The 24,426-nt window shown below is 56.0% G+C and carries 23 protein-coding genes; 6 read left to right on the plus strand and 17 right to left on the minus strand.

All coding sequences use genetic code 11. The features are described 5' to 3' along the window. Positions 1-211: 211 nt before the first annotated feature. Positions 212-1,195 (plus strand): DMT family transporter, encoded by a 984-nt coding sequence (locus NZD89_RS21955; protein WP_268004826.1) that lies wholly within the window; start codon positions 212-214, stop codon positions 1,193-1,195. Here the strand turns inward: NZD89_RS21955 and NZD89_RS21960 are convergent. The 7 genes from NZD89_RS21960 to NZD89_RS21990 all read right to left on the minus strand — a co-directional run bounded on the left by NZD89_RS21960 (position 1,097) and on the right by NZD89_RS21990 (position 9,113). Continuing rightward, positions 1,097-1,456, minus strand: a complete 360-nt coding sequence (locus NZD89_RS21960; protein WP_268004827.1) for a DUF423 domain-containing protein — start codon at positions 1,454-1,456, stop codon at positions 1,097-1,099. The two genes, NZD89_RS21955 and NZD89_RS21960, sit on opposite strands and share 99 nt — an antisense overlap. A gap of 15 nt (positions 1,457-1,471) precedes the next feature. Next, a complete protein-coding gene (locus NZD89_RS21965) occupies positions 1,472-2,917 on the minus strand; it encodes an amidase family protein (RefSeq protein WP_268004828.1) in 1,446 nt (481 codons plus the stop codon). Positions 2,918-3,052: 135 nt separating this feature from the next. Further along, positions 3,053-4,165 carry a hypothetical protein gene (locus tag NZD89_RS21970; protein ID WP_268004829.1) on the minus strand — a complete coding sequence of 371 codons (1,113 nt, stop codon included), beginning with the start codon at positions 4,163-4,165 and terminating at the stop codon, positions 3,053-3,055. Positions 4,166-4,342: 177 nt separating this feature from the next. Next, on the minus strand, positions 4,343-5,305 hold the full coding sequence (trxB, locus tag NZD89_RS21975; protein ID WP_268004830.1) for a thioredoxin-disulfide reductase: 963 nt from the start codon (positions 5,303-5,305) through the stop codon (positions 4,343-4,345). 52 nt (positions 5,306-5,357) lie between these two features. Further along, positions 5,358-7,793: a GNAT family N-acetyltransferase gene (locus NZD89_RS21980; RefSeq protein ID WP_268004831.1), complete on the minus strand. Its 2,436-nt coding sequence runs from the start codon at positions 7,791-7,793 to the stop codon at positions 5,358-5,360. Positions 7,794-7,878: 85 nt separating this feature from the next. Continuing rightward, on the minus strand, positions 7,879-8,202 hold the full coding sequence (locus NZD89_RS21985) for a thioredoxin family protein (RefSeq protein ID WP_268004832.1): 324 nt from the start codon (positions 8,200-8,202) through the stop codon (positions 7,879-7,881). Positions 8,203-8,363: 161 nt separating this feature from the next. After that, on the minus strand, positions 8,364-9,113 hold the full coding sequence (locus tag NZD89_RS21990) for a Na-translocating system protein MpsC family protein (protein WP_268004833.1): 750 nt from the start codon (positions 9,111-9,113) through the stop codon (positions 8,364-8,366). 163 nt (positions 9,114-9,276) lie between these two features. Here NZD89_RS21990 and NZD89_RS21995 point away from each other — a divergent pair, with 163 nt between their 5' ends. Both NZD89_RS21995 and NZD89_RS22000 read left to right on the plus strand, forming a co-directional pair. After that, positions 9,277-9,540, plus strand: coding sequence for a hypothetical protein (locus NZD89_RS21995; protein ID WP_268004834.1), 264 nt, complete (start codon positions 9,277-9,279; stop codon positions 9,538-9,540). A gap of 69 nt (positions 9,541-9,609) precedes the next feature. Continuing rightward, a complete protein-coding gene (locus NZD89_RS22000) occupies positions 9,610-9,771 on the plus strand; it encodes a hypothetical protein (RefSeq protein ID WP_268004835.1) in 162 nt (53 codons plus the stop codon). A gap of 21 nt (positions 9,772-9,792) precedes the next feature. Here the strand turns inward: NZD89_RS22000 and NZD89_RS22005 are convergent, their stop codons facing one another. From NZD89_RS22005 to NZD89_RS22025, 5 genes are all read right to left on the minus strand, one after another. Next, positions 9,793-12,051 carry a PAS domain S-box protein gene (locus tag NZD89_RS22005; protein ID WP_268004836.1) on the minus strand — a complete coding sequence of 753 codons (2,259 nt, stop codon included), beginning with the start codon at positions 12,049-12,051 and terminating at the stop codon, positions 9,793-9,795. 451 nt (positions 12,052-12,502) lie between these two features. Further along, on the minus strand, positions 12,503-12,727 hold the full coding sequence (locus NZD89_RS22010; protein WP_268004837.1) for a hypothetical protein: 225 nt from the start codon (positions 12,725-12,727) through the stop codon (positions 12,503-12,505). Positions 12,728-13,080: 353 nt separating this feature from the next. Further along, positions 13,081-14,490 carry a PTS fructose transporter subunit IIC gene (locus tag NZD89_RS22015; RefSeq protein ID WP_268004838.1) on the minus strand — a complete coding sequence of 470 codons (1,410 nt, stop codon included), beginning with the start codon at positions 14,488-14,490 and terminating at the stop codon, positions 13,081-13,083. Continuing rightward, positions 14,487-15,467: a 1-phosphofructokinase gene (gene pfkB, locus NZD89_RS22020; RefSeq protein WP_268004839.1), complete on the minus strand. Its 981-nt coding sequence runs from the start codon at positions 15,465-15,467 to the stop codon at positions 14,487-14,489. The genes NZD89_RS22015 and pfkB overlap by 4 nt, the downstream gene beginning before the upstream one ends. An 11-nt stretch (positions 15,468-15,478) precedes the next feature. Beyond that, the gene (locus NZD89_RS22025) at positions 15,479-16,252 is read right to left on the minus strand and encodes a DeoR/GlpR family DNA-binding transcription regulator (protein WP_268004840.1); all 774 of its coding nucleotides are present in this window, start codon (positions 16,250-16,252) and stop codon (positions 15,479-15,481) included. A 287-nt stretch (positions 16,253-16,539) separates the two neighbouring features. Between NZD89_RS22025 and NZD89_RS22030 the strand changes: the two genes are divergently transcribed. From NZD89_RS22030 to ptsP, 3 genes are read left to right on the plus strand one after another with little or no spacing between them, the layout of a single operon-like run. After that, a complete protein-coding gene (locus NZD89_RS22030; RefSeq protein ID WP_268004841.1) occupies positions 16,540-16,794 on the plus strand; it encodes an HPr family phosphocarrier protein in 255 nt (84 codons plus the stop codon). An 18-nt stretch (positions 16,795-16,812) separates the two neighbouring features. Beyond that, the gene (locus NZD89_RS22035; protein ID WP_268004842.1) at positions 16,813-17,253 is read left to right on the plus strand and encodes a PTS sugar transporter subunit IIA; all 441 of its coding nucleotides are present in this window, start codon (positions 16,813-16,815) and stop codon (positions 17,251-17,253) included. A 27-nt stretch (positions 17,254-17,280) separates the two neighbouring features. Further along, entirely contained in the window at positions 17,281-18,879 is a 1,599-nt protein-coding gene (gene ptsP, locus NZD89_RS22040; RefSeq protein ID WP_268004843.1) for a phosphoenolpyruvate--protein phosphotransferase, read from the plus strand. A gap of 122 nt (positions 18,880-19,001) precedes the next feature. On the opposite strand, the gene NZD89_RS22045 is transcribed toward ptsP, so the two are convergent. The 5 genes from NZD89_RS22045 to galT all read right to left on the minus strand — a co-directional run bounded on the left by NZD89_RS22045 (position 19,002) and on the right by galT (position 24,388). After that, positions 19,002-20,000 (minus strand): rod shape-determining protein, encoded by a 999-nt coding sequence (locus NZD89_RS22045; protein WP_268004844.1) that lies wholly within the window; start codon positions 19,998-20,000, stop codon positions 19,002-19,004. Between the two features lie 129 nt (positions 20,001-20,129). Then, a complete protein-coding gene (locus NZD89_RS22050; protein WP_268004845.1) occupies positions 20,130-21,209 on the minus strand; it encodes a M24 family metallopeptidase in 1,080 nt (359 codons plus the stop codon). Between the two features lie 14 nt (positions 21,210-21,223). Then, the gene (gene galE / locus NZD89_RS22055) at positions 21,224-22,222 is read right to left on the minus strand and encodes a UDP-glucose 4-epimerase GalE (RefSeq protein WP_268004846.1); all 999 of its coding nucleotides are present in this window, start codon (positions 22,220-22,222) and stop codon (positions 21,224-21,226) included. Then, on the minus strand, positions 22,219-23,412 hold the full coding sequence (locus NZD89_RS22060; protein ID WP_268004847.1) for a galactokinase: 1,194 nt from the start codon (positions 23,410-23,412) through the stop codon (positions 22,219-22,221). Before NZD89_RS22060 ends, galE begins: the two co-directional genes overlap by 4 nt. Continuing rightward, positions 23,405-24,388 carry a galactose-1-phosphate uridylyltransferase gene (galT, locus tag NZD89_RS22065; protein WP_268004848.1) on the minus strand — a complete coding sequence of 328 codons (984 nt, stop codon included), beginning with the start codon at positions 24,386-24,388 and terminating at the stop codon, positions 23,405-23,407. The genes NZD89_RS22060 and galT overlap by 8 nt, the downstream gene beginning before the upstream one ends. Positions 24,389-24,426: the final 38 nt, after the last annotated feature.

A 24,426-nucleotide genomic window follows, 5' to 3' on the forward strand; every position in this document is an offset into this window, starting at 1 on the left:
AGAACTGCGGGCGTCTATCGACCGCTGTCCAAAGATGTGATCTATCACGCAACAGTCCGTTGCTGAAAAGTTAAGCAAACTGTACAAATGTCTGACGGTTCCGTCAAGGCTTTACGTGTGATGGATTGAGGCGTAGAGTGTGTGAGTGGTTGTCGATGTCGCCATCGACTGCAGCACGGAATGAGAATCAAGGTTGTAGGAGAGTTAAACATTGAACATTTCGACGTCGACGACGCGGACCTCGCGGCCGGTGGTCCTCACGAGTCTCATGATCGCGCTTCTCGCCATATCGTTCTCCGCCATATTTATCGAGTGGTCGACGGCACCTGCGGCGGTGATTGGCATGTATAGGCTGTGGATGTCCGTGCTCCTGTTGTCGCCATTTGCCGTCAAGCGCTGGCGCGAATTTATGAAACTTTCGCCGCGAGACATCGGGCTCGTATGCCTGTCCGGCCTGTTTCTAGGCCTACATTTTCTATTTTGGATCCAATCGTTAAGGATGACCTCTGTCGCATCCTCGATGATCATCATCGCACTGGAACCGATTTTCGTCCTCGTGGGATCAGTGATCCTCTTCCGCAGCCGCGTCACAAAGATGGGGATGCTCAGCATGCTATTCGCCATCCTGGGATGCGTCGTGGTGGCGTCCGCAGATTTCGGCAAGGGCACAGGACACGTCTACGGAGACTTCTTATCGCTCGTCGGGACGCTCGCCGTCTCCGTCTATATGCTCGCGGGACAAAAGGTTCGGTCCAGCGTTTCGAGCACCACGTACAACGTGCTCGTCTTTCTGGTGGCCGGATTGGTCTTGTTTTTGTTCAACGTGTTGACGAAGACGCCCCTGGTCGCGTACAGCGGACACAATTGGCTGATGTTTACCCTGTTGGCCGTCGTGTCCACCGTCATCGGGCACGGCCTGTTTAACTGGCTGCTCGACAGAGTGTCCGCGACGACCATCAGCATGACGATTTTAGGCGAACCAGTCGGGGCTATCATCCTCGCCTACTTGTTACTGGGTCAGCCAGTTCTTCTGCTCCAAGGCATCGGATCGGTGATGAGCATCTTCGGCGTGTTTTGGTTTCTGCGCGCGAGTCCGTCACACCAAGCCGATGATAAAGAAAATCCAGCCGGCCAGGAAACAGACTCCGCCTATCGGGGTGATGGCCCCGAGCGCTTTGACGCCGGTCGTGCTTAACAGGTAGAGGCTTCCGGAAAACAAGATGATCCCGACGCTGAACAACCAACCCGAGATATTCATCATGCGCCCGCCGACGCCCATACGGATGAGAATCCCGACAGCGAGGAGGGCGAGCGCGTGGTACATCTGATATTGATCCCCTGTGTGGAACACGTTTAACATATCCGCAGAAATACGGTCTTTCAGGGCGTGAGCGCCAAATGCGCCAAGCGCCACCGACAAAAATGCAAAAACCGCTCCTGCAACAGCAAAGCCCATGAGTAAACTTCCTCCTTACCTCTCTAATGATGGCGGCCTGCGGTGATTCGTGGCCTGCTCGTAGTCGTACGCCAAATGGATGAGCAAAGCCTCAGTGAACGCAGTGCCGGTAAACGTGATGCCCATCGGTTTTCCTTCCCCAGTGTACCCAGCAGGTACCGTGATAGACGGATAGCCAGCCTTGGCCGCAATGCTGCAACCAAAGTACGATGGGAAGAGCAGGGCGTCCAATCGATTCGCTTTTAGTGCACGGTCGATGCCCTCGTCGCGAGACCAGGTCAAATCGCGAAGGCGACGCTCTATGTATGCGGCCTCGGTAAGCGTTCCACTCGTCGCCTCTGCCCGCTCAAATAGAGCTTGGCCAAACTTCAGCGCGACTTCGGCATGTGTTTCGTTGTATCGGATGACGTCCGCCAACGAGCGGTGCAGGTTGCTTGGTGGCGTCTTCGAAAGATAGTGGTTCAACGCCACCTTAAATTCATATACCATCACATCGATGTTTTCATTTTCGTGGGGCGCTGGAAGGTGGATCGGATCGACAAGGATAGCGCCCCGCTGTTTCAAATCTGCAAGTGCTGCCTCGTATATCGCCTGTTCGTCACCAGACAGTTCGCGCGCGTAGTATCCGCGCACAATTCCCACACGCGCCCCGACTAAGCCGCCGGTCGTCAGCATCGATAGATAGTTAGGGAAAATCGGTTGCGTCGATAGAGTCGCCGCGTCGGTTGCGTCGACGCCCGAGATCACCTGCAAAACGCGCGTGGCGTCCGCGACCGTTCGCGCCATGGGGCCGGCGGTATCCTGGCTCATCGAGATGGGGATGATACCGGTGCGGCTCACCAGGCCGACCGTAGGCTTAATGCCAACCAGGCTGTTGTTGTTCGACGGACTCAAAATCGATCCGCTCGTCTCCGTCCCAATCGCCGCCACTGCGAATCCTGCGGCTACCGCAGCTCCAGATCCTGCGCTGGATCCACCGACGTCGAACAGGCCTGGTCCGTAGGGATTCAACGTCTGGCCACCCCGTGAACTGTAGCCGCTCTTCATGTGGTCGCTGATAAAATTCGCCCACTCCGTCATATTCGCCTTGCCGATGATCACGGCTCCGGACTCGCGCAGGCGGCGAACCACCTCCGAATCCCGAATTGCACGGTGTTCCGACAATGCGACCGAGCCAGCCGTCGTGTGCATGGCGTCCGCCGTATCGAGGTTGTCCTTTACGACGATGGGAATGCCGTGCAATGGTCCACGCCAGATTCCACGCGCCCGATCTCTATCGAGCGCCTGCGCAATCCAGAGAGCGTCCGGGTTGACTTCAATGACCGCACGCAAATTGGTCCCCTGTGTGTTGTGTTTTGCAATTTCTGCGAGGAACGCCCGGACAATTTCGTACGAGCTGATTTCCCCTCGCTCTTGCATCGCAATCAGCGTCTGTACATCCCACGTAAGCGGACCACTCATCGTTTAGCCGTCCTTCCCGAAAGGCCTCTCCAATCATTTTCGCCTCGTATCCGAGTTTCGCACACTCCTCCGAGAATGACAAACAGAGCCGGAGAGAACGCCCGGCTCTGTATTCATCTTCTGATATCGCGTCTCTTATTGCAAGTTGTTCAGATCTTGGCTGATGTGGCTGCGAACCGTTTGTGGGTCGGTTCCAAATTGACCGAACGTACTGTTCATAGCTTGCCCCTGCGACGCCATCCCTTGTGCGCCGCCATAGAAGCCTGCTTGTGAGCCAGCCTGGTTCGAGAGGTCCTGTTGAATGTGTTGGCGCACTTCCTGTGGGTTGGTTCCGAATTGGCCGAACGTGCTGTTCATGCCTTGTCCTTGTGACATTTGTCCTTGTGACGCCATCCCTTGTGCACCGCCATAGAAGCCTGCTTGTGAGCCAGCCTGGTTCGAGAGGTCCTGTTGAATGTGTTGGCGCACTTCCTGTGGGTTGGTTCCGAATTGGCCGAACGTGCTGTTCATGCCTTGTCCTTGCGACATTTGTCCTTGCGACATTTGTCCTTGTGACATCATGCCTTGTGCGCCGCCGTAGAAGCCCGCTTGTGAGCCAGCTTGGTTCGAGAGGTCCTGTTGAATGTGTTGGCGCACTTCTTGTGGGTTGGTGCCGAATTGGCTGAACGTGCTGTTCATGCCTTGTCCTTGTGACATTTGTCCTTGTGACATTTGTCCTTGCGACATCATGCCTTGTGCGCCACCGCCAAATTGGCCGCGGTACGCACCAGCCTGTTCAGACGTCATCGAACCAACTTGGTTGGAGAGATCCTGTTGAATGTGTTGGCGTACAACCTGTGGATTGGTGCCGAATTGACCGAACGTGCTATTGCTGTACCCTTGGTTGTAGCCACCTTGGAATTGACCCAGCTGTTGGCCCTGTCCACCCTGTACCTGAGCCGGTGCGGATTGCATGACCTGCTGGAACGCGCCCTGGTTATACTGTTGACCACCGTAGGATGCACTAGCGCCGTAGCCGAGGTCCTGCGCGATGTGCTGCTGGACGACGCGCGGATCTGTCGCGCCAGCTTGCATCACGCCGCCAGATCCTTGGCCGCCATACTGCTGCATCGAGCCTTGGTTCAACGACTCCGAAATGTGCTGACGGACTTGTTGCGGATCTGTGCCAAATTGACGGAGCGTATTATATCCGCCCTGCAGTTGTCCACTTGCCCCGAACTGCTGATTTCCTGGATACTGTTGCTGCAATCGTATCAGCGTCCTTTCGCTTTAGGTAAACTACTCATGCGGTTAAAGTATGCGCAGCAGATAGTCTGTACATGCATGGAGTGTTTGTTTGTAATTGGAAAAACAAAAAAAGACCACCCCGAGAGCCCGCCCTTTTCTGGCATGCTCGGAGTGGTGATAACGGATACGAATGTCTGCTCAGGATGGTGTGGAAGCGGCGGACCAATCGTGGGTCATACTGCCTTCGAGGTACTTTTCTGCGTCCATGGCGGCCTTACAACCAGACCCAGCCGCTGTAATGGCTTGTCGGTAGCGGGGATCCATCACGTCGCCACACGCGAATACCCCCTCGACCGACGTCAGCGAAGTAGCCCCTTGTGTGACGAGGTAGCCCACGTCGTCCGTTTCGAGTTGCCCATTTAGGAATGCGGTGTTCGGCTGGTGACCAATTGCCACAAACACGCCATCCGCTTCGAGTGTCTTGGTCTCGCCGGTCTCGTTGTCGACAACCACCAACCCCGTGACCTTATTGCCGTCGCTCTGAACTTGCTTGGACGACGCATTCATTACAAACGTGATCTTGTCGTTCGATCTCGCCCGGTCCTGCATCACCTTCGACGCACGAAGCTCCGTCCTGCGGTGGACGATGGTCACTTCCTGCGCGAATTTCGTCAAGAATGTGGCCTCTTCCATCGCCGAGTCGCCGCCGCCTACGACGATGACCCGTTTGTTGCGGAAGAAGAACCCGTCACACGTTGCGCAAGTGGACACCCCGCGCCCGATGAGGTCCGACTCTCCTTCAATGCCGAGCATTTTTGCAGAAGCACCCGTCGCAATAATCAGTGCGTCCGCAGTGTAGACCTCTGCCTTGTCGACAGTGACCTGAAACGGCCGAACGCTCAAGTCCACCGACGTTGCACGCCCGCGTCGGAATGCCGCGCCAAACCGTTCCGCCTGCTTTTTCATGTTGTCCATTAATTCAGGGCCCATCACGCCGTCCACAAACCCTGGGAAGTTTTCGACTTCGGTCGTCAGCGTCAGCTGCCCACCGGGCTCATCGCCTTCGATGACGAGCGGATCGAGATTTGCGCGTGCAGTGTATACTGCGGCCGTGTATCCAGCCGGTCCAGTTCCAAGAATCATCACCTTACGGTGTTCCATTGAACATCCCTCCAACGCTATTTTGCCATGTCGGCCGCGATTACAAAAGTCGTCAAGAGACGTCGACTCGGTTTGCTTCCACAAATGAGTTGAGGAGGTACAGCGACTCGGTCGTCACTCCGAGTGTAAACAACGCCTGTGTTACTTCAGGCGCGTCTTCAATCCACTGGGAGAGCCGCAAAATAAAGTCCAACACAGAACTCCGCACGCCGCCATCTACGGCCGCTGCCAACGTCGACTTCGCCTCGCGCCAAATTCCGCGGGCGTCAGCGTCAGTAAGGGGAATCAACCGGACAGCCGGCAGCGCCAAATCCGGAACTTGCAGCTTCGCGCCGCCATCTACATCCCCCATGTCAAGGCGCATCAACGGCCCGAACTGCGGGTCGAACTTGATCCGAATCTCCACTTGTGCCGTGATCTCCGTCGCCACCGGGTGGTCCAGCCGCAAGTCGGCACCGAGTGCATCGACGATGCGGTGCATCGTCTCCTCGTCGGTGATCTGTGCACTTCCCTGCGCCGAAAGTCGCTTGCGAACCACCGCTCGCGCCAAATCGGTGTTAATTCGCTGTAAATCCGGTATGTATCCAGGATCTCTGTCGCGATATTCGTGGTAAGCGGTCACTTTCGCTAACGCGCGAACCGCTTGCTCTGGGAATGGATAGATGGGAATGCTGCGTTCTGCGTCCACTTCTAAATAGCGTACCCGATAGTCACCAGTCGTCAAAAAGTTCGCCACGACCGCCTTCTCGTAAGGATGGCGCACGCCGTCAGATCTCGGCGCATCGTTTGCCACTTCGCAAAGTGCCGCTGAAATTGCGACGCGCACCGCCTCTTCGTCGGACGGCCCAACCGGTGTAAACAGGACGACGACCGCATCTACTGCTTCGTCCCGCAGCACCTGCGGAAGAACGGTCCGATAGCTCTCCGCCAGCGATTCAAACCCAATATTGATGACAGGCGAGACAAACTCCAGTCCCTCGCGCAGCAACCTGTCGACGGCCATGACAGCGCCCCCCGCCGTGTTGGTCACAATGGCGACGCGGCGCCCAGAGTGACCGTCGCCGGACCTGAGAAGTACAGCGACGTCGAACAGTTCCTGCAAGGTCTCCACTCGAATGATCCCCGTTTGGCGGAACATCGCCTCCACGGTCGCGTCCTCCGCAGCCACCGCCACGGTCCGGCTCTTTGCGACGTTGACGCTCACCGGTGTTCTCGCGCTCTTGACCGCCAAAATCGGCTTGTTCCGCGTAATTCGCCTGGTGATGCGGGTAAACTTTCGCGGATTTCCAAACGTCTCTAGATATAGAAGAATCATATCGGTCGACGGGTCAGATTCCCAATATTGAAGTAAATCGTTCCCGGATACGTCAGAGCGGTTCCCGAGGCTGACGAAACTGGACACACCTACGCCGATGCGGGTCGCATAATCGAGAATGGTAATTCCCAAGGCCCCCGAATGGGAAGCGATGGCCACCCGGCCGTGTTCAGGTACCTGTGGCGCAAAGCTCGCGTTTAGACGGACCTCTGGATCCATCTGAATGAGACCCAAGCTGTTCGGCCCGATGAGGCGCGCACCTACGGAACGAAGGCGTCTGAGAATTTCGTTTTCCAGCTCCGTGCCCGGCGTGTCCGTGTCGGAGAATCCCGACGACAAGATCACGACACTTTTCACGCCACTGTCGATGCAGTCGTCGATGACCGACAGAATCTGGCTGGCCGGTACGACGATGACGGCGAGATCGACCGACTCAGGGACATCCTTCAAGGTGGGGTACGCCTTCACCGCCGCCACAGAACTCGCCGTGGGGTTGACTGGATAGACTGTTCCGCGAAAATCGCTGTTTAAGATGTGTCTAAACAACACGTGCCCCAATCGCTCGGGCGCTCTGGAGGCCCCAATGACGGCTACCGCCTTCGGGTGGAAAAAGCCATGTAACGATGCCGAAGTGGCAAGTCGCTCACGGATTTCTTTAAGGCCGCGACTGCGTTCATTTTGACGCAGCGGCCACATCACGTGAATGACCCCCGACTCCTGGTTGATGGTCATGGCAAACCCACTAGCGCGGAACACGTTCATCATCCGTTCGTTGTCCGTGAGGACGCTCGCTTCAAACTGTTTAATGCCGTTTAGGTATGCCGCCTCGGCCAGGTGCTCGAGCAGCAGCGACCCAAGTCCCCTGTCCTGCATGTCGTCGGAGACGAGGAACGTCACTTCAGCCCGGTCTTCATCCAGGCGGCGGTAGTTACCGATAGCCAGCGCCCGCGTTCCATCCGTACACATGAGCGTCAGCGCGTTCTGCCCTCCGTCCCCGATCATCTCTTCGATGGCAGCGTCTGAAAAGACGTGCGAAGTGTGGGAAAAGTGGAGAGAGCGGCTCTGTTCGGAGACCGATTCGAACAAATTGCGTATCCAGATGCGGTCTTGGCTCGTATTCTTTGCCTTTCGCAATTCCGCCACATGACCGTCGCGAAGGATGACGTGTGCCATGGGTTCAGCCTCCTCTCGAGGGTGTATGAACACGAAAAACTACCCGAGACATGCCCCGGGTAGCCTTGATCCTGGCACGAAAGGCTTACTTTTCGTATGCTTGGTCGAAAAACGACTCGACTTGCTCCTTCGACTTTGCGTCGCGGCTAAACAGTCGAGCGACCTCTTGTCCATTTTCATATGCAATAAAGGTAGGAATCCCAAGAATCTCAAGTTTTTCGCCAAGGTCCGGCAATTCATCGCGATTTGCGCGAACCATCGAGAAGTCACTCGCGTACTTCTCTTCCCATTCGTCAAAATAGGGCTCAATTCGCTTGCAGTCTGGGCACCAATTGGCATAAAACTCAACCATGACGCGTCCGCGTTCGGTCGACGCCGCGTATTCCTCGTTCGATTTAATCTGCTTCACGATGTAGCCTCCCTTCTTTGTCCCTTGTATTATAGCGCGTTCTTCACTCGTGGAGAAATATATAGAAGTGAAACATAAGAAAGAGCGCCCGACATACACGCGCGCTCTAAGCTTTTGTCAGCCGCCTGGTGTTCACATGTACGAAAATCAGATAATCTAGCTTATCCGTTCACCTGATTGGCAAATGGCACGTGACCGAAATCCGAACCCATCGCTTTTTTCGAGTCCAGGACAAAGGTGATCACGCTCTTATCCGAGTCGAAATCCCAGTCGACGAAGATGTCCGCCACAGATCTACCAAGAATCGATTCGAAGTGGTTGTCATGATGCAGTAGACTTTTCTCCAAATTCGCTTTGACGCGACGCAGCGTCGGGGCGAGGCCCTCCCTCACCAGTTCCTTCTCGATGCGCACCAGGATGCCCGTGCGAATGACCACGACCGTCCGGGAATCGAGGATACATGAATAGAGTTCCTCTGGCACTTTTTGCGCCTGACGACTGATTTCTACTATCTCTTGTTCAAGGGGCAGTTTCCCCGCATACGTCTCCTGACAAGGGTCGCTGTCCGAAAAAGGCTCGAGGCCCACCCCAATCATCATTCCGGACCTGTTGTGGAACGCCCAATCGTAATAGAACTCACTCAGTTGGTTGCCCGTGACGATCTCGACATACGCTCGGATTTGCGGGATGAGCGACGACATGAGCTGACGGCGTAACTCGAACACCGAGTTGCTCTGCCCACCTTCAATAAGCACTCGCTCCATCGGCGACAGGAAGTTTTTCAAGTACACACTCATCATCGTTCGCGATATGCACACGTGTACCGATTCTGGGCCTTTGCCAAAGTTGTCCCGAAGCAATTTCCCAATAAAGTTCGCGATTTGCTGGTTTCGTGTCTGCGTAGGGTCCATCTCCGTCTCCCCCCACTCTAAACTGCACGTGCACAAATTAGGGTAATCTATCCCCACATCGGCTATGCACTGGAGTGATTGCGCGTTCGCACACCTGTTGCATAGGGCCTACGTCCGCGGGTCATGTTAATGCCCGTAGACGATGGTGAGAGGAGGAGTTCCGTTGGTCGACCATCCGACGAGCATGAACGAACAAAATCAGTTCACACAAGCCGCAAACTCCTTGGACAAAGCTGAGAACGCGGTAACCCAAGTGCAATCCCATCCGAACCAAACCGCCGTCGAACAGGCGGAAAACGCGATTTCCCACGCGAACAATGCCGTGGAGGAAGTTCAAGCCGCGACCAATCAGATCGCCGTAGAACGGCTCAACGACCGCCTCGAGACGGCAGTCGAAACGCTTTCTGAAACTAGGCGCACACAATGAACGGTTTGCAAAGCCACCCCATATTGTAAAGCAAAGGGTTGTTCGATCTCGCTCGGGGGGGTGCGCTTGATGAAACTCAACACGTTCGTCAAGTTGGGGTCGCTCGCATTCGGAGTGGCGCGCGACGAGAAAGTACAGGAGCTATTCAAAATGGCCCACAAAGGAGCCAAGCGGCGTGGACTACTTCAACCGCCGCCGTACGGCGGATGGGGTAATCAGGGCAAGAAGTGACGAGAGGCACGCGAAGCGCCATCACAAATTCGCCGCGTCGCGCCGCTTTGGCAAACGCACAAGGACGGTGGTTCCCCGCCCGACGACGCTGTCGATGTGCAGCGAACCACCGTGCGCTTGCACAATGCGCCGACTCACCAAAAGCCCCAGTCCCGTCCCCCGCTCCTTCGTCGTAAAAAAGGGATTCCCCAACTGCGCCAAGTGTTCGTGCGGAATGCCCGCACCCGTGTCCCGAACGGATATCTCCACCAGCTCCGGCCATTCCTCGACCACCAGGTACACCTGTCCCCCTTCACCTGTGGCCTCCAGCGCGTTCTTGATAACATTCACCAAAACCTGTTTGACTTGATTCGGATCACAGTGGATAAGCGAAGGCGTGTCGGTACACTGCACAAATAGGGACACTCCGTACAGAAGCGCCTGTGCGTTCATCAGGGCGACGACATCTCGCACGATATCCGTGATGAAATACGGCCGAAAAAGGGCGCCAGAGGGCTTCGCCAATGCCATCATCTCGCCGGCGATCAGATCTATCCGGCTGATTTCATCCCTCATAATCTTCAGATACATCGACTGCGTCGGTGTCGCGCCTTCCTCCAACAGTCGGCAAAACCCCTGAATCGCCGTCAATGGATTGCGAATTTCATGGGCGATGCCCGCCGCCAATTGCCCAACGCCGGACAGTTTGTCCGAGGAGCGAAAGATCTCCTCCGCCCGCTTTCGCTCCGTCATGTCCTCGAGCACGAGAAAGGCACCTTCCACTCCGCGATCCGTGGTAATAATCGGTACCCACGTGACCGCTACGCTGATGGAATGGCCTTGTCGATGCCGCATCACCGTCTCAAACTCCGCCTCAGGCGGCGCTTCGTGTGGCGTGCGCTCGACGACATTCTGCGCCATCCAGTGCTCAATCTGCCGATGGCCTTCCTCTAGAAACAACGATTTCACGTGGTCACACCCCAACAGCTCCGCCAGCGTGTAGCCGAGGATGCGCTCGCTCGCGTGATTCGCTTCCACAATGCGCCCTGAGAGATCTACCGCCAAAATCGCATTCGGATGGTGATGGACCAGCGATTGATAGCGCTCTTCACTCATTCTTTGCTTACGCTCAGCCCTTTTTCGATCCGACACATCGCGAACCACCGCCACGAAGCCGGATCGGCCGCCGTCGTCGTGAATGCTGCTCAAGGTCACGTCGACGTCGAGGTGCTGACCTGTTTTCGTCCGGGCGACCGTCTCGTACGTCGTCACGGGACCCTTTGCCATCTGCAGCCGATCTAGGTGGATGCCCGCCAAGTCGGCGACAAAGAGGCTGACCACCTCGTCCGCCTTCCACCCAAACACCTCTTCAAAAGCGGGATTGACATCGAGAACGATGCCACTGGGTTCAAGAAACAAAATCGGGTCGGTCGAATGGTGGACGAACGACGCCAAAAGGTCCTGAGTGGTCCGGAGTTCTCGATGCATCTGGCGGATGCGCGAGATGTCGTTTAACACGACATACCTTCCGTGCACCGCCCCATTTATCGTGATGGGAACAGAAACCCACATGATTTGCCGGAGGAACTCAGGAATGTCCTCAGACTCTCGAGGATGAGCGTTCCACTCGATCTTCTCGACGTCGACGCCTGCGTGTTTCATCAGCCGGTCAAAGGATTGACCGACAAGTTGCTGCCTGGCCCACCCGAACATCCGAACGAACGACCGATTGACATCTCGGATCACGTCCCCCGAGTCGAGCCTTAAGACGGCAAACGGATGGTTCCTGAACAAGGATTCATACGCCTGAAAGGCAGAGTGCGTATGCTGGCTGTCCAGTGCTGCTGCGAAGTGCTCTGCGATGAGCGCCAACACCTGAACGTCGTGATTAGTCAGTTTTCGTTGTGAGCGATGGTACACAACAAAGCACCCGTAAAAATGCTCAGAGGTTGAGACAGGGACAAGCCAAGGACCCCTGTGGGGAAACTCACCGTGTGGAAGCAGTCTAATCATGTCTGCTTCACCGTCTAATTTATTCAAGTCGAAAACACCTGACGCGTTCGTCACATGCGCTAGAAAGCTTCTGAACTGCAACAATCGATCCACATACCGGCGAATCTCCAGCGGAGCGTTTTCGTACCCCGGCCCCGGCCGTAGACTGCCGTCGAATGGCTCGTGAATCAGCGTGATACAACCGTCGTAATCGAATTGGACAACACACGATACGAGATCAGAAAACATGCGGTCTACTCTTTGCTCGGTCATAAACAGGTTCACGTTTCCTGCGTTGCTCAGTGCCACAACGCTCACACCCTTGTCATCGCTCTGAAAATTCCATGATATTCCCTTTACATATGATAACAGGATTTGTTCAATCGATGCTAGACACTTATGTAGGATCGCGGACAATTCCAACGTTGTCGAAGAGGTAATCATGCGGCGACCTGGAGAGCGAATTGGGGCAAACGGTGGAATCTGAATCAGTGCGACAGGATACCCCACATCACCAAACTAGGGCACGGGGCACGAAAAAACAGGAAGGAGCCCGCCTGATGCGTCGGCACATACGCACCAGGCGGCGAAGACGGGGTTGGGATGAACTACATCTTCACAAGCATTGTACCATATGTTTGATAATTTAGATAATTTAATTTTGGAAAAAAATAGGGCGAACTCATTCGCCCATTGATGAGGAGTGGCGTGGACAGCCAGCAAAGATATGTGGGAAATCCCACTTCGGCTCCCTACCGTCTCAGGTCGAGAGCCGACGAAACGTTACAACGAGTTGATTTCCGATTCTTCGAATATCAATTATTTTCACTTCTTGCCGATCAACCGCACTCTTTAGTTCGTTGATAAGAACCTGATTTTTTGCTTCATCGGCTTGCGTGAAAATCACTGTTTCAAATGGCTGTTCAAGCATATGAACTCGCCCCCAATCGTCACGCAGACCGCTCGTCGCAGAACCTTCCAGCATCGGTGTACCACAAGTTCGGGTGACGTGAATCAGCCGATAACAGAATGATAAGAATTGCACGTCTGCGCGTCAACGGCATATGTAATGTTAACTAACATGTAGTGAGTTTTTATTTTATTGAAGTGAATAAAACTGACATAAGGATGTGGGCTTCGAATGCGAGGAGAGCGTGGCGCCACGAGTGCAACGTTGCGCCACCACTATACATTCCCATCAATAAAAATGCAAAAAGGTGACCTAAACGCACATCCGGGCGTACGTTCAGGTCACCCCTACACGCTTCGCGACAGCCTACTCCGGCGTGCCACTGATTGATGCGGCCTGCTGCTCACGCGCCGAGGCCATTGACTGTCTCAGGCCTCGACTCGCTTTTTCAGCGAAGACACGAGAATTGCGGCAACGAGTGCGCCGATGACGATAGCGACGATGTACCAGTACCAGTGGCCAATCAGCCAGAAAACGAAGATCCCCCCGTGTGGTGCTGGTGAGGTCACCTTAAACAGCATCGTCAGAGCGCCAGTGATAGCAGAGCCGACCATAATCGAGGGAATTACGCGCAGTGGGTCGCGCGTCGCAAATGGAATCGCACCCTCCGTGATGAAGCAGGCGCCCAAGATGAGTGCCGCCTTGCCCGCATCTCGTTCATCCCGTGTGTATTTACGGCTCGAGATAAACGTGGAAATTGCCATCGCCAGTGGCGGTACCATACCCGCCCCCATCACGGCGGCCATAATGGTTTTCGCCTCGACCGTTCCGGTCGGCAGCAAGCCTACGGCGAAGAAGTAAGCCACCTTGTTGAACGGTCCGCCCATGTCAAAGGCCATCATCAGGCCGAGAAGCAAGCCGAGCCCGATCGATCCACTCGCCCCCAGGTGTGTAAGGCCGTTTGATATCGCGTGCATGAGTGCGGCAATCGGGTGCCCGAGGACGTAAATCATCAGGAGGCCTGTGATGCCGACGGTCAGGACCGGCATGATGAGGACGGTCTTGACGCCTTCCAGCGTCCGCGGCACCTTGATCACCTTTTTCAATCCCACGGTCAGGTAGCCCGCGAGAAATCCGGCGATAATTCCACCGATGTACCCGGCACTGGCGTGGGCTTCGCCGTACATGCCACCTTGCGTGCCAATCCAGCCGCCGACCAGCCCCGCCGCAAACGCGGGCCGGTCACCGATAGACTGCGCGATAAATGCCGCTAGAATGGGCACGAACAGCGCAAAGGCCGAGCCGCCGCCGATGTTGTTAAACGCGACCGACAACGACTGTTTCTGGTTGAGGTCAATCGCCACGGACAGGGCGATAAAAATTCCACCAGAGATGACGAGTGGGAGCATGTTCGACACGCCGTTCATCAAGTGTCGATACACCGCCGGTTGTCCAGATTTCCGAGCGTTCTTTTGCTCCTGAATGTCCGCTAAATAGCCGTCTGTCGAAGACTCGCTGACGACCGTTCCATAGACCGGGGCGGTCGCGGATTCCTCAATCAGCGCCCCCGCGTCCTTAATTGCGGCCGTGACGGAGGTCTGCAGCACCTTTTTACCGACGAATCGATCCAGCTCAACTTTTTTGTCTGCAGCGATGATGACGGCGTCCGCCTCGGCGATTTCAGCAGCCGTCAACGTCCCCTCTGACCCCCCAGCGCCCTGAGTCTCTACGCGCATGTCGATGCCGAGCTGTTTGGCTGCCTGCTCGAGTGCCTCTTGTGCCATAAACGTGTGGGCGATGCCTGTGGGGCACGCCGTGATGGCGACGATTTTACTCACGATTTACTCCTCCAATCCACAATGTCCGTACTCGCCAGACATGTTTCGATATCCACTTGCGACGGGTGCATATTCCCTGGCTTTTGAACTTTCGCCGTACCCGCTGCAGCTGCAAAGCGAACGGTGTCGTACAGGGAAAACCGGTGAAAAATACCATATAAAAGACCGGCGACCACCGTGTCCCCGGCACCCACAGAGGACACCACTGGGACAGACGGAACGCGAACGTGAATTGCGGCGGAGGACGTCACCGCCGCAAGTCCCTCCTCGCCGAGCGACACCACGACGAGTCCGACACCAGCGTCTACGAGCTGTGCAGCTGCGCGCATCACCTCCTCGAGATTGTGCAGAGTAAGCCCTGTGAGCTGTTCGAGTTCGTGCTGATTGGGCTTGATGACGTCGGGACAGGCCTTAAGTCCAAGCTCGAGCGCCACGCCGCTGGCGTCTAACAGGGTCTTGATGTCGCTCTGTTTCGCCCAAGAGATGGTGTTCTGATACCAGTGATTCGGGCAACCAGCCGGAAGGTTTCCACACAGCGCCAACCAGGAGTTGGGCTCACAGAGCGTTCGCAGCGTATCGCCAAACGCACGCCATTCGTCGTCCGTGAAGGCTGGCGCAGGACTGTTCAATTCTGTGAGCGTACCGGCCTCGTCAATCACCTTGACATTCATGCGTGATTCGTTGGCGATGCGGACAAATTTGGAATCCACCCCCTGGCTCAAGAGGGCTTCGTGCAACCAATCTCCGCGCCGTCCGCCAAGGAAACCTGTCGCGACGGTCGGGACGCTCAAACTAGCCAACATTTTTGCGACGTTGAGCCCTTTGCCCCCGGCGTGTTGGAGGGGGGTGGGGACCCGATGGAGTGTTCCAGGCTCTAGGTGTTTTACCGACACGAACAAGTCCACCGCCGGGTTCAATGTGACGGTGATGACGCGTCCTTTCGTGCTCTCGTGTTCTGTTACTCCTTGTCTCTCCATTGCTTTCTCTCCTAGAAATCTCTGTCGTCTGCTGCGGTCACCCGCACACCGAAGTCCACGAGGGCCTGTACCAGAGGGCTATCGTCAATTTGTTCATCCGTGATGAGCCCGTCAATGCGGTTCAACGGACACACCTGGACAAAACTAACTTGCGAAACCTTGGTCGCATCCGCGACGACGATGGTCCGTTTGGCGCTCGTCACCATCGCCCGCTTCGTCGCAGCTTCCACTGCGTTCGGCGTCGTAACACCACCGGGGTGGATGCCGTTTGCCCCTAAGAACAAGACGTCTACGTGCAATTGCGACAGCATTTGTTCGGTGAAGGGCCCGACGAGCGCCCCTGTCGTCTGGCGCAGTTCCCCGCCGAGCATGACGACGTGAACAGTTGGATTGCTCTGAAGCTCCGCTGCGATGGCAACACTATTTGTGACAACGGTTACATTGCGAGCAGAGATGTGCTTGGCAATTTGGATAGTCGTCGTACCTGCGTCGAGAAGCACGATCTCCCCATCTTTTACCATACCCGCCGCCAGCTGCCCGATACGCTCTTTGGCACCCGAGTTTTGCACGTTCTTTTCTTGATAAGTCGGCTCAAATCCAGCGATTTCGGCCGCTATGGCACCGCCGTGCGTCCGTTTTAACTGACCCAACTCCTCGAGTTCCTGCAGATCTCGACGAATGGTTGACTCAGAACTGGAGAAAATTTGTGCCAAGTCCGCCACCGTCACTCGCTTGTGCTGATTTAGATACGCGACGATGTGGGCCTTTCGCTCGTCAGCAAACACAGGGAACACCACCTCTCACCATTGTGCGGTGTTTTGAGTATTTAAGCGCATACAGCTTCAAATACATGAGTAAATGCGCTTGTTTGTGATTGATTGTGCTCATTATATGGTTTACAATTGAATGGTGTCAACCACAATTTGAAAACGCTTAGATTTGGTTGAAAACGCTTAGAAAAGAATGTACATTCCCCGTAACCTGTCCTTTGTGTGTAAAATGCGTTTGTAAGGGATTGAATCGCCGATAAAACGCTCACATCGCATGGATACATTAAGGAGGATTTTGTTCAATGCAAAGCAGAGTTGTGGAGGTTCAGAGCGAAGCGGGGCTACACGCGCGTCCAGCTTCTGAATTCGTGAATACAGCACAGCGGTTCACCGCAAACGTCAAACTGACGGCGGACGGCAAAACGGTTGACGGGAAAAGCATCCTGGGCATTTTGAGTCTAGGCATAGCCAAGGGCACACAAGTTGAAATCACCGTCGACGGCGCGGATGAGGAAGAAGCTCTCGCCGCACTCGCCCACATTGTGGCACAATCATAGACATCGGAGAGGATAAGCATGTTAGAGACACAAAATATCGTTTTGGGGCTGACCGCAAACACACAGGAGGCGGTCATTCGCTCCGTCGTCGAACGCGCCAATGAATTGGGTGCGATTCACGACGTAGAAACAACCGTGCAGTCTGTGCTCGCGCGAGAGCAGGAAGGTACAACAGGGTTTGGGAAGGGCGTTGCCATTCCCCACGGGAAGACGGACGGGGTCAAAGAGCCGATATTGATGTTCGCCACGCTGGCTTCGCCTGTCGAATGGAACTCGCTGGACGAGAAGCCGGTCGATATGTTGTTCATGATTTTAGTGCCAGAGACAGCGCAATCCCAACACCTACAAATCCTTGCGAAACTCGCACGACGGTTGATGCACCAAGATTTCGTGGACCATCTGCGAAATGAGAAGAGCGCACAAGCTATTACCACCTATATTCAAGAGCAACTTGCCTAAGCTTCAGGTTCGACGGGAGAGAGAGTTATGAAAACGTATCAAGGTGTCGCGGTATCCGAGGGAATTGGCCTTGGACCTTGTTTTATGTTGGATGCCGAGGAGTTCGTCATCGAACCTTCGACGGCGGATGACGCCGCGGCGGAACTACAGCGCACGGAAACGGCCAAAGCGCAGGTAGCCGAGCAACTTCAGCAGCAATTGGAACAATTCGGGGATGATCCACAAGCGGAGATCATGCAGGCGCACCTGACGATGCTCAACGATCCACAACTGGCCTCTGGCATTAAAACTTCTATCGAAGAGGACCACGAGAGTGCCGAGTATGCGGTCAGCCACAACCTGCTGTCCTATGCAGAGATGCTCGAGTCACTGCCAGACGAATACTTGCGCGAACGCGCACAAGATCTGCGCGACTTGAGGTTGCAGTGGTTGGGCGCATTGTTTGGCAAGAGCGGACTGCTAGATGTGCCGGCAGGTGCAATCATCTGTGCAAACGAGCTGTTGCCCAGTCAATTTCTACAGGTGAGGTCAACTGGCATACAGGGCATCGTCACCGAGCAGGGCGGAACGACGAGCCACGTTTCGATTCTCGCACGCAACTTCGGTATTCCGATGGTGACCGGTGTGAAGCAGAGTTCGTTCGAAGGTGTGCAGTTTGTCGCCATCAACGGCCAGGACGGCCAAGTCATCGCCGATCCCGACGAGAACACGAAACAAGCCCTCGAACAATCGCGCGAGGAATTCGAGTCGATGATGCGCGACGCGCACGAAAATCGCTACCTCGAAGCGGTGACCAAGAGCGGCCAAGTGATTGAGGTGGCGGCCAACATCGGAGGCCCGGATGACGTCGAGGCGGCGCTTGAGAACGGCGCAGACGGAATCGGGCTGTTCCGCACGGAGTTCCTGTTTATGGACCGGTCATCCGCGCCGACGGAGGACGAGCAGTATGACGTCTACAAACGCGTGGCCGAAGGGATGCAGGGCAAGCGCGTCGTCATTCGTACGCTGGATGCAGGAGCGGATAAAAAAGTCTCATATCTACATTTCGATGACGAGGAGAACCCGTTCCTCGGCGTTCGCGGGTTACGCTATACGCTCAAGCACAGCGAATTGTTCCAAACTCAATTGAAGGCGGTTCTTCGTGCGGCCGCTCACGGGCGAATCTCGCTCATGTTCCCGATGGTCACGAATGTGGCCGACGTCGAGGCGGCCGTTCGCGCAGTGGACGAGGCGCGCGCCGCCCTCAGTGCACAGGGCAAAGCGTTTGGGGATCTCGAACTGGGTGCGATGATTGAAGTTCCAGCCGCGGCGCTCATTACCGACCTCTTAGCGGAGAAGTTGGACTTCGTCAGCGTAGGGACGAACGATTTGATTCAGTACACCACCGCCTCAGACCGAATGAACCCCGAAGTGACGCAGTGGTACGAACCGAGTCACCCAGGGCTGTGGCGACTTCTCGAACAGGTTGCAAAAGGCGCACACGAGCACGGTGCGTGGGTCGGTATGTGTGGTGAGCTGGCGGGCACGCTCGAATTCGTCCCGCGTCTCGTGGAACTGGGATTCGATGAACTCAGCATGTCGCCAAAGCGAATCGGATTGGTCAAGACGGCGATACGCAAACTGTAAATCACGGCGCATAAAATCACTTTGCGAAGTGCTATCAGAAACGAAAGAGGCGCCCATGAGGTAGCAGGCGGACAACCTGCTGCCCCATGGGCGCCTTCCCTATCCGTTCCAAGCCATCTGCGTCAGCTGGTGCGAAGGAGTGAACGAGCCTTTTCCTTCAACCCATACGTCCCGCCCTGCTGTTTACTCAGTTGCTTCAGCCCGCGGATGACAGCGTGGTCTGGGTCATCCGCCGCCGAAATCGGCACTTCGATGCGCGATTGCAGCGCTTTTTGAATGACGACGCTATTGGCTCCGCCACCCACGAGCACGACACCCTTGTCCATAATGTCGCCAACCAACTCCGGTGGACAAGATTCTATGGTCGTCCGGATGAGGTCGACAATTTGGGTGTAATAAGCGGCCAAAGGGGATTCAAACGCCTCCCGCTTGACCTCGACCTTCCCAGGCAGGCCAGTCGCCAAGTTCCGCCCCACCAGCTCAAATGTTTTAGTTTCGTCGTCGGCCAACTGATGTTTGACCTGTTGGACCGCTTGCAGTCCAACCAAAAATCCGTAGTCGCGGCGGATGGTTTCAACCACTTCTACGTCAATCTCCGACATGCCGCGAGCCAGGCGCTGGGAGGAGACGACCCCCCGCATCGAAAGCAGGCCGACTTCCGTCGTGCCTGCGCCGAGATCGACAACCATTGCCCCTTGTGGCGTATCCACCGCGAGTCCTGCGCCGATGGCCGCGGCGACCAGCGAATCGATGAACTGTACCTGCTTGGCACCTGCTTGGTGCGCGACCTCTTCCAAACCGCGTCGTTCGACAGACGTCAAATTCGCGGGAAGAGCCATCGTGATTGGCATCCGAAGGCCCAGCCCGCGTGGGAAGTGTTGTGAAACCATCCGCTGTAACAGGATGACCGCCGCTTCCGATTCTCGTACGGCACCCGCGACCACCGGCCAGACGATCTCGACCGACTTGGGCGTCCTGCCAACCATTCTTAAAGCTTCATCGCCAGCGACAATGGGTCCTTCTTCTCGACGCGCGACCACACTTGCTTCCGATATAAAATCTGGGGTTTGTGCCGTAGACATTCGCAGCCTGCTCGTCCCAAAATCTATGACCATGCTCATAAAAAAGCGCACATCCTCTAACCGTCTTTTCGACAGTTTTCGAATGGCGCCCTCCCCCTATGGGGGTCTTCCGGAATCCATAATCTTCTAAATCGGATGCAGCAGGCAACTGTATCGCTTGTGCCGTCGTTAACGAACGAGGATATCTGGCCTGAGAACTTTCTTTCCTGCGAAATCCACGGAGATATACGGCCACGTTCCGGTCTGCGTCAAAAACGTGTTTTCGTCTTCACCAACCAATACGGTGTCCTCCGATTTGATTCCCCGAATCGCCGGATTCCAGGCGTACACTTCGTTCGTCTGAATCACGTCGTGCGTGTCAGGCGTGGCCAAAAATTCACGGGAGGCGTACCCTGTCGGGCCCCCTTGGTGCAACAGCCGCCAGTCGTCCGGATAACCGACTTGTGCATACGCGGCTACAGCCGTGTTGAAAACGTCCGAAATCTTGCTGCCTGGCCGAGTCGCTTCGTTCATGCGGACGTCGATGTACGCACACTTCTCCTTATTTTCCCGCAATTCGACAGGAAGTTCGCCAAAGTGCACAAACCGAGTGACATTGGCAATCAGCCCATGACGACGCGCGCACACCACCAACATCGCATACTTGTCGAGCCGCTTGTCGGTCGGGATGGGATGACGATATCGAAAGACCCGCTCGTCCGTGGCGACAAGCACAACGTGCGGCGTGCAGCCCCGCTCTGCGAGTCCCTGCATCAACCGCCCGCCAATGGAAAACTCCGTTTGCGCCGGCTCGATGTTCTTCGCCACTTCCTCAATCACCTGTGCCGCATCGAGACACAGGCCTTTGTACTGTTCAATTTGCGTGTGGCCGAGTCGTCGACGCAGTCGCGTGAGCATCGGCCCCACAAACGTCGCCCCCGGATACGGTACATCGGCCCCTACGCGACGACCGCGAAGAAGCGCCAGAAGCGTCGGATCGACCCCTTGCGTCCAACTGGTCGACACGAGTTCCACCGGCAAGTCGCGAATTTCCTCCTCGGCAATCCGCCTCGCCTCAATTTCCGCCGTCACCACGAGGACTCTATCGGGAAACACGACGAGATCTGCGACACCCGTCGCGAACTCGATCTCGATGTGATTATCCCGTCCGTCTGTCATCCACGCGAAGTTCGATCTCGTCCGCAACAACAGAGCATCGAGCCCTGCGTCGTTCATCAATTCACGACATTGCGCGAGCTGCCTCTCCACCGCTGAAATCCTCCTTAGTCCTCGTAACCGCGAGGATGTTCTTTATGCCAGTTCCACGCGTCCAACACGATGTCTTCGAGCGCCGGAAAGGCGGGTTGCCACCCGAGGACCTCTCTCGCGCGCGAGGCATCGGCGACGAGCTGTGGCGGATCTCCCGCGCGTCGCGGTGCCACGACTTCGGGAATTGGGTGTCCCGTCACCTTCCGCGCGACATCAATCACTTCGCGCACGGAAAAGCCGTTGCCGTTCCCCAGGTTGAACGCGTGAACCCCACTCTCGTGCGAACGGAGATAATTCACGGCTAGGCGATGTGCGCTGGCGAGATCGGAGACGTGGATATAATCGCGAATACACGTCCCGTCTTCTGTCTCGTAGTCATCGCCGTACACTGAAATCGCACTTCTCTGTCCGAGTGCCACCTGGAGCACAATCGGGATGAGATGGCTTTCCGGGCGGTGATCCTCGCCAATCGGGAGCGTTCGGTGCGCACCTGCTGCATTGAAGTAGCGCAGCGAGGCGGACGACAGCCCGTACGCGTCGTGCGCGAATCGAAACATGCGCTCAATGGCGAGTTTCGTGTCGCCGTAAGGGTTGAGCGGCTCTTTTATATCGTCTTCGCGGATCGGCATCCGCTCGGGCAAACCATAGACGGCGGCCGTCGACGAAAACACAATGGACAATACGTCGGCTTCGACCATCGCCTCCAACAGCTTCTCCGTCCCTGCCACGTTGTTGTCGTAGTATTTCAGCGGATTTTCCACGCTCTCGCCGACGAGGGAGTTGGCTGCAAAATGCACCACCGCGTCCACGGCGTGCTTCTGTAAAATCTCGATGATTTGCTGCTTGTCTCGAATGTCGCATTGATAAAACGGCACGCGAAGTTCGTCCAAGACGGCCTTGCGATGACCTGTGGTCAGATTGTCGACGACGACGACGTCCTCACCCGCACTGCGAAGTTCCGCCACGGTGTGGCTACCGATATACCCAGCACCACCTGTTACCAACACGCTCATACTTCCAATCCCTCCTGTTGCCGCTCGTGAACTCCGTCACCGATTTCACTTACGTAGAAGCTTGGTTCAAGTCCTGTCTTGTCCGCATAGGCGACGCGTACGTGCTCCTCAAAGGCCGGGATGGAGGCGCGCTCAACCAAACTGACCGTACAGCCTCCGAACCCAGCCCCGGTCATTCTCGAACCAAGGCACCCGGCAAATGACCATGCCGCCTCTGCTAGCGCGTCGAGCGCCCGGCCAGTCACTTCATAATCGTCCCGCAAGGACGCGTGCGAGGCGTTCATCAATTGACCAAATGCGTCGAGGCGCAAAGCCTTCAAGACGCGAACGGCCTCCTTTGTACGATGTTCCTCAAAGACGACGTGCCGAGCCCGGCGAAGCAGGATAGGCTGGCTCGAGAGGTGTGCCTCGACGTCGTTCCACTGATCGATAGAAATCTGCGTAAGATTCTGAATGCCGGGCAAGATTTCCTGAATCAGACTCAAAGCCGCCTCACACTCCGAACGCCGCTCGTTGTACTTGGACTCGGCGAGTCCCCGTCGCTCGTTCGTATTCGTGATCACCAGTGCGTAGTCACCTAAAGTCACGGGCACCCACTCGTAGTCCAGCGTTTGACAATCGAGAAAAATAGCGTGGTCGGCTTTGCCCATCGCGACGGCGAACTGATCCATAATTCCGCAGTTCACTCCGACGAACTCGTTTTCAGCTCGCTGCGACAACACGGCAAGCTGCGCGTTGTCCAACGGATATGCCATCAAATCGCGGACGGCCGCCGCTGTCACCACTTCGACGGCAGCCGAACTGGACAATCCCGCCCCATTTGCGAGGTTGCTCAGGTAGAAAAAATCCCCCCCGCAAAACGGCGCGGGAGCCTCCTCTTGCACAACCTTGATGACGCCCTTGGTGTAGTTGGCGTATCCATCTGCCTCGCGAAACTCGAGTGCGTCCACGCGCGCTTCAATCGTCTCTGGAAAGTCCACCGAATAAAATCGGACGACACCGTCCGCTCGGGGGCGCACCCACAGGCTCACACCGCGCGTCAACGCCGCGGGAAACACATGACCGCCGTTGTAGTCGATGTGTTCGCCGATCAGATTCACTCGCCCAGGGGCAAAGAATTGTCGAACATCGGCCATGTCGCCCGGAGAAAACGATAAAAATTTCGAACGAAACGACTCTGTCTCATGCATCCTCACGCATCTCCCTCTCTGCGTCCAAAATAGCTTGCCTCAGGGCGACGGCGGTCTCTTCCACCGCCAGCGGGTTGCAAGGTGCCCACGCCCCAGACTCCGACGACGCCAGGTACTTCAGCTGGTCCCGAGCGCGCAACGGAGGATAAAACTCGATGTGGAAGTGATAGTACGGCGAGGTATCCTCACCGCCTACAGGACTCTGGTGAATACACATCATGTAGGGAAACGGGCGCGAAAAGAGATGGTCCATTCCGGCCGTCACGCGCTTCAAAATGAGCGCCAAATCGTCCTTTTCACGCTCGCTAAATTCTGCAATCGACGTGCGATGTCCTTTCGAGGAGATAAATGCGCCGTATGGATAGTCGGTAAAGAATGGGAGATAGCTCACGAAGTGCTCCGTCTCGTACAACATCCGCTGGCCGACGCGCGCCTCTTCGGCGTTGATGTCGCAAATCAGGCAATGCCCCGTCTCTTCGTGGTGTGCCTTACAGGAATCGAGTTCTACTCGAATCTTTTGCGGAACGTAAGGGTACGCATAAATCTGTCCGTGCGGATGCGGCATCGTCACCCCGACTTCCGGCCCGCGGTTTTCAAAAATGAATACGTATTTGTTCTGTTCGTCGGCGCTGAGCGCGACAAATCGCTCCGTCCACAGGTCGACGAGTTTGCGAATGTGCCCGACAGACAACTGCGGCAACGTCGTATTGTGCTCCGGGGAATACAGAATCACTTCACACTTGCCGCGCGCGGGAGCGACGGAGTACAACTCCGTGGCGACGTCATCCGGTTCTGGCGGCGTCGGGGACAGCGCCGGAAAATCGTTGTCGTACTTCAATACGTCGTAGTGGTCAGGTACCCTACCTGAACCAGGGCAAAACGGACAGTTGCCCTTGGGCATGTTCGGTCGATTCTGTCGATTTGAAGCGACCATCGTCCAGTCTCGCAGCAGCGGATTAAAACGCAATTCTGCCATGTCCCTATCCCTCCTAAGTTAGGTGGTACCACAGTCAT

The organism is Alicyclobacillus fastidiosus (assembly GCF_026651875.1).
Classification (GTDB): Bacteria; Bacillota; Bacilli; order Alicyclobacillales; family Alicyclobacillaceae; genus Alicyclobacillus; species Alicyclobacillus fastidiosus.

Coding starts and splice junctions, on each gene's coding strand:
- NZD89_RS21960 (WP_268004827.1), bottom strand. CDS start 1,456: ATGGGCTTTGCTGTTGCAGGAGCGGTTTTTGCATTTTTGTCGGTGGCG.
- NZD89_RS21965 (WP_268004828.1), bottom strand. CDS start 2,917: ATGAGTGGTCCGCTTACGTGGGATGTACAGACGCTGATTGCGATGCAA.
- trxB (WP_268004830.1), bottom strand. CDS start 5,305: ATGGAACACCGTAAGGTGATGATTCTTGGAACTGGACCGGCTGGATAC.
- NZD89_RS21980 (WP_268004831.1), bottom strand. CDS start 7,793: ATGGCACACGTCATCCTTCGCGACGGTCATGTGGCGGAATTGCGAAAG.
- NZD89_RS21990 (WP_268004833.1), bottom strand. CDS start 9,113: ATGGACCCTACGCAGACACGAAACCAGCAAATCGCGAACTTTATTGGG.
- NZD89_RS22000 (WP_268004835.1), top strand. CDS start 9,610: ATGAAACTCAACACGTTCGTCAAGTTGGGGTCGCTCGCATTCGGAGTG.
- NZD89_RS22010 (WP_268004837.1), bottom strand. CDS start 12,727: ATGCTGGAAGGTTCTGCGACGAGCGGTCTGCGTGACGATTGGGGGCGA.
- pfkB (WP_268004839.1), bottom strand. CDS start 15,467: ATGGAGAGACAAGGAGTAACAGAACACGAGAGCACGAAAGGACGCGTC.
- NZD89_RS22030 (WP_268004841.1), top strand. CDS start 16,540: ATGCAAAGCAGAGTTGTGGAGGTTCAGAGCGAAGCGGGGCTACACGCG.
- NZD89_RS22035 (WP_268004842.1), top strand. CDS start 16,813: ATGTTAGAGACACAAAATATCGTTTTGGGGCTGACCGCAAACACACAG.
- ptsP (WP_268004843.1), top strand. CDS start 17,281: ATGAAAACGTATCAAGGTGTCGCGGTATCCGAGGGAATTGGCCTTGGA.
- NZD89_RS22045 (WP_268004844.1), bottom strand. CDS start 20,000: ATGAGCATGGTCATAGATTTTGGGACGAGCAGGCTGCGAATGTCTACG.
- galE (WP_268004846.1), bottom strand. CDS start 22,222: ATGAGCGTGTTGGTAACAGGTGGTGCTGGGTATATCGGTAGCCACACC.
- NZD89_RS22060 (WP_268004847.1), bottom strand. CDS start 23,412: ATGCATGAGACAGAGTCGTTTCGTTCGAAATTTTTATCGTTTTCTCCG.
- galT (WP_268004848.1), bottom strand. CDS start 24,388: ATGGCAGAATTGCGTTTTAATCCGCTGCTGCGAGACTGGACGATGGTC.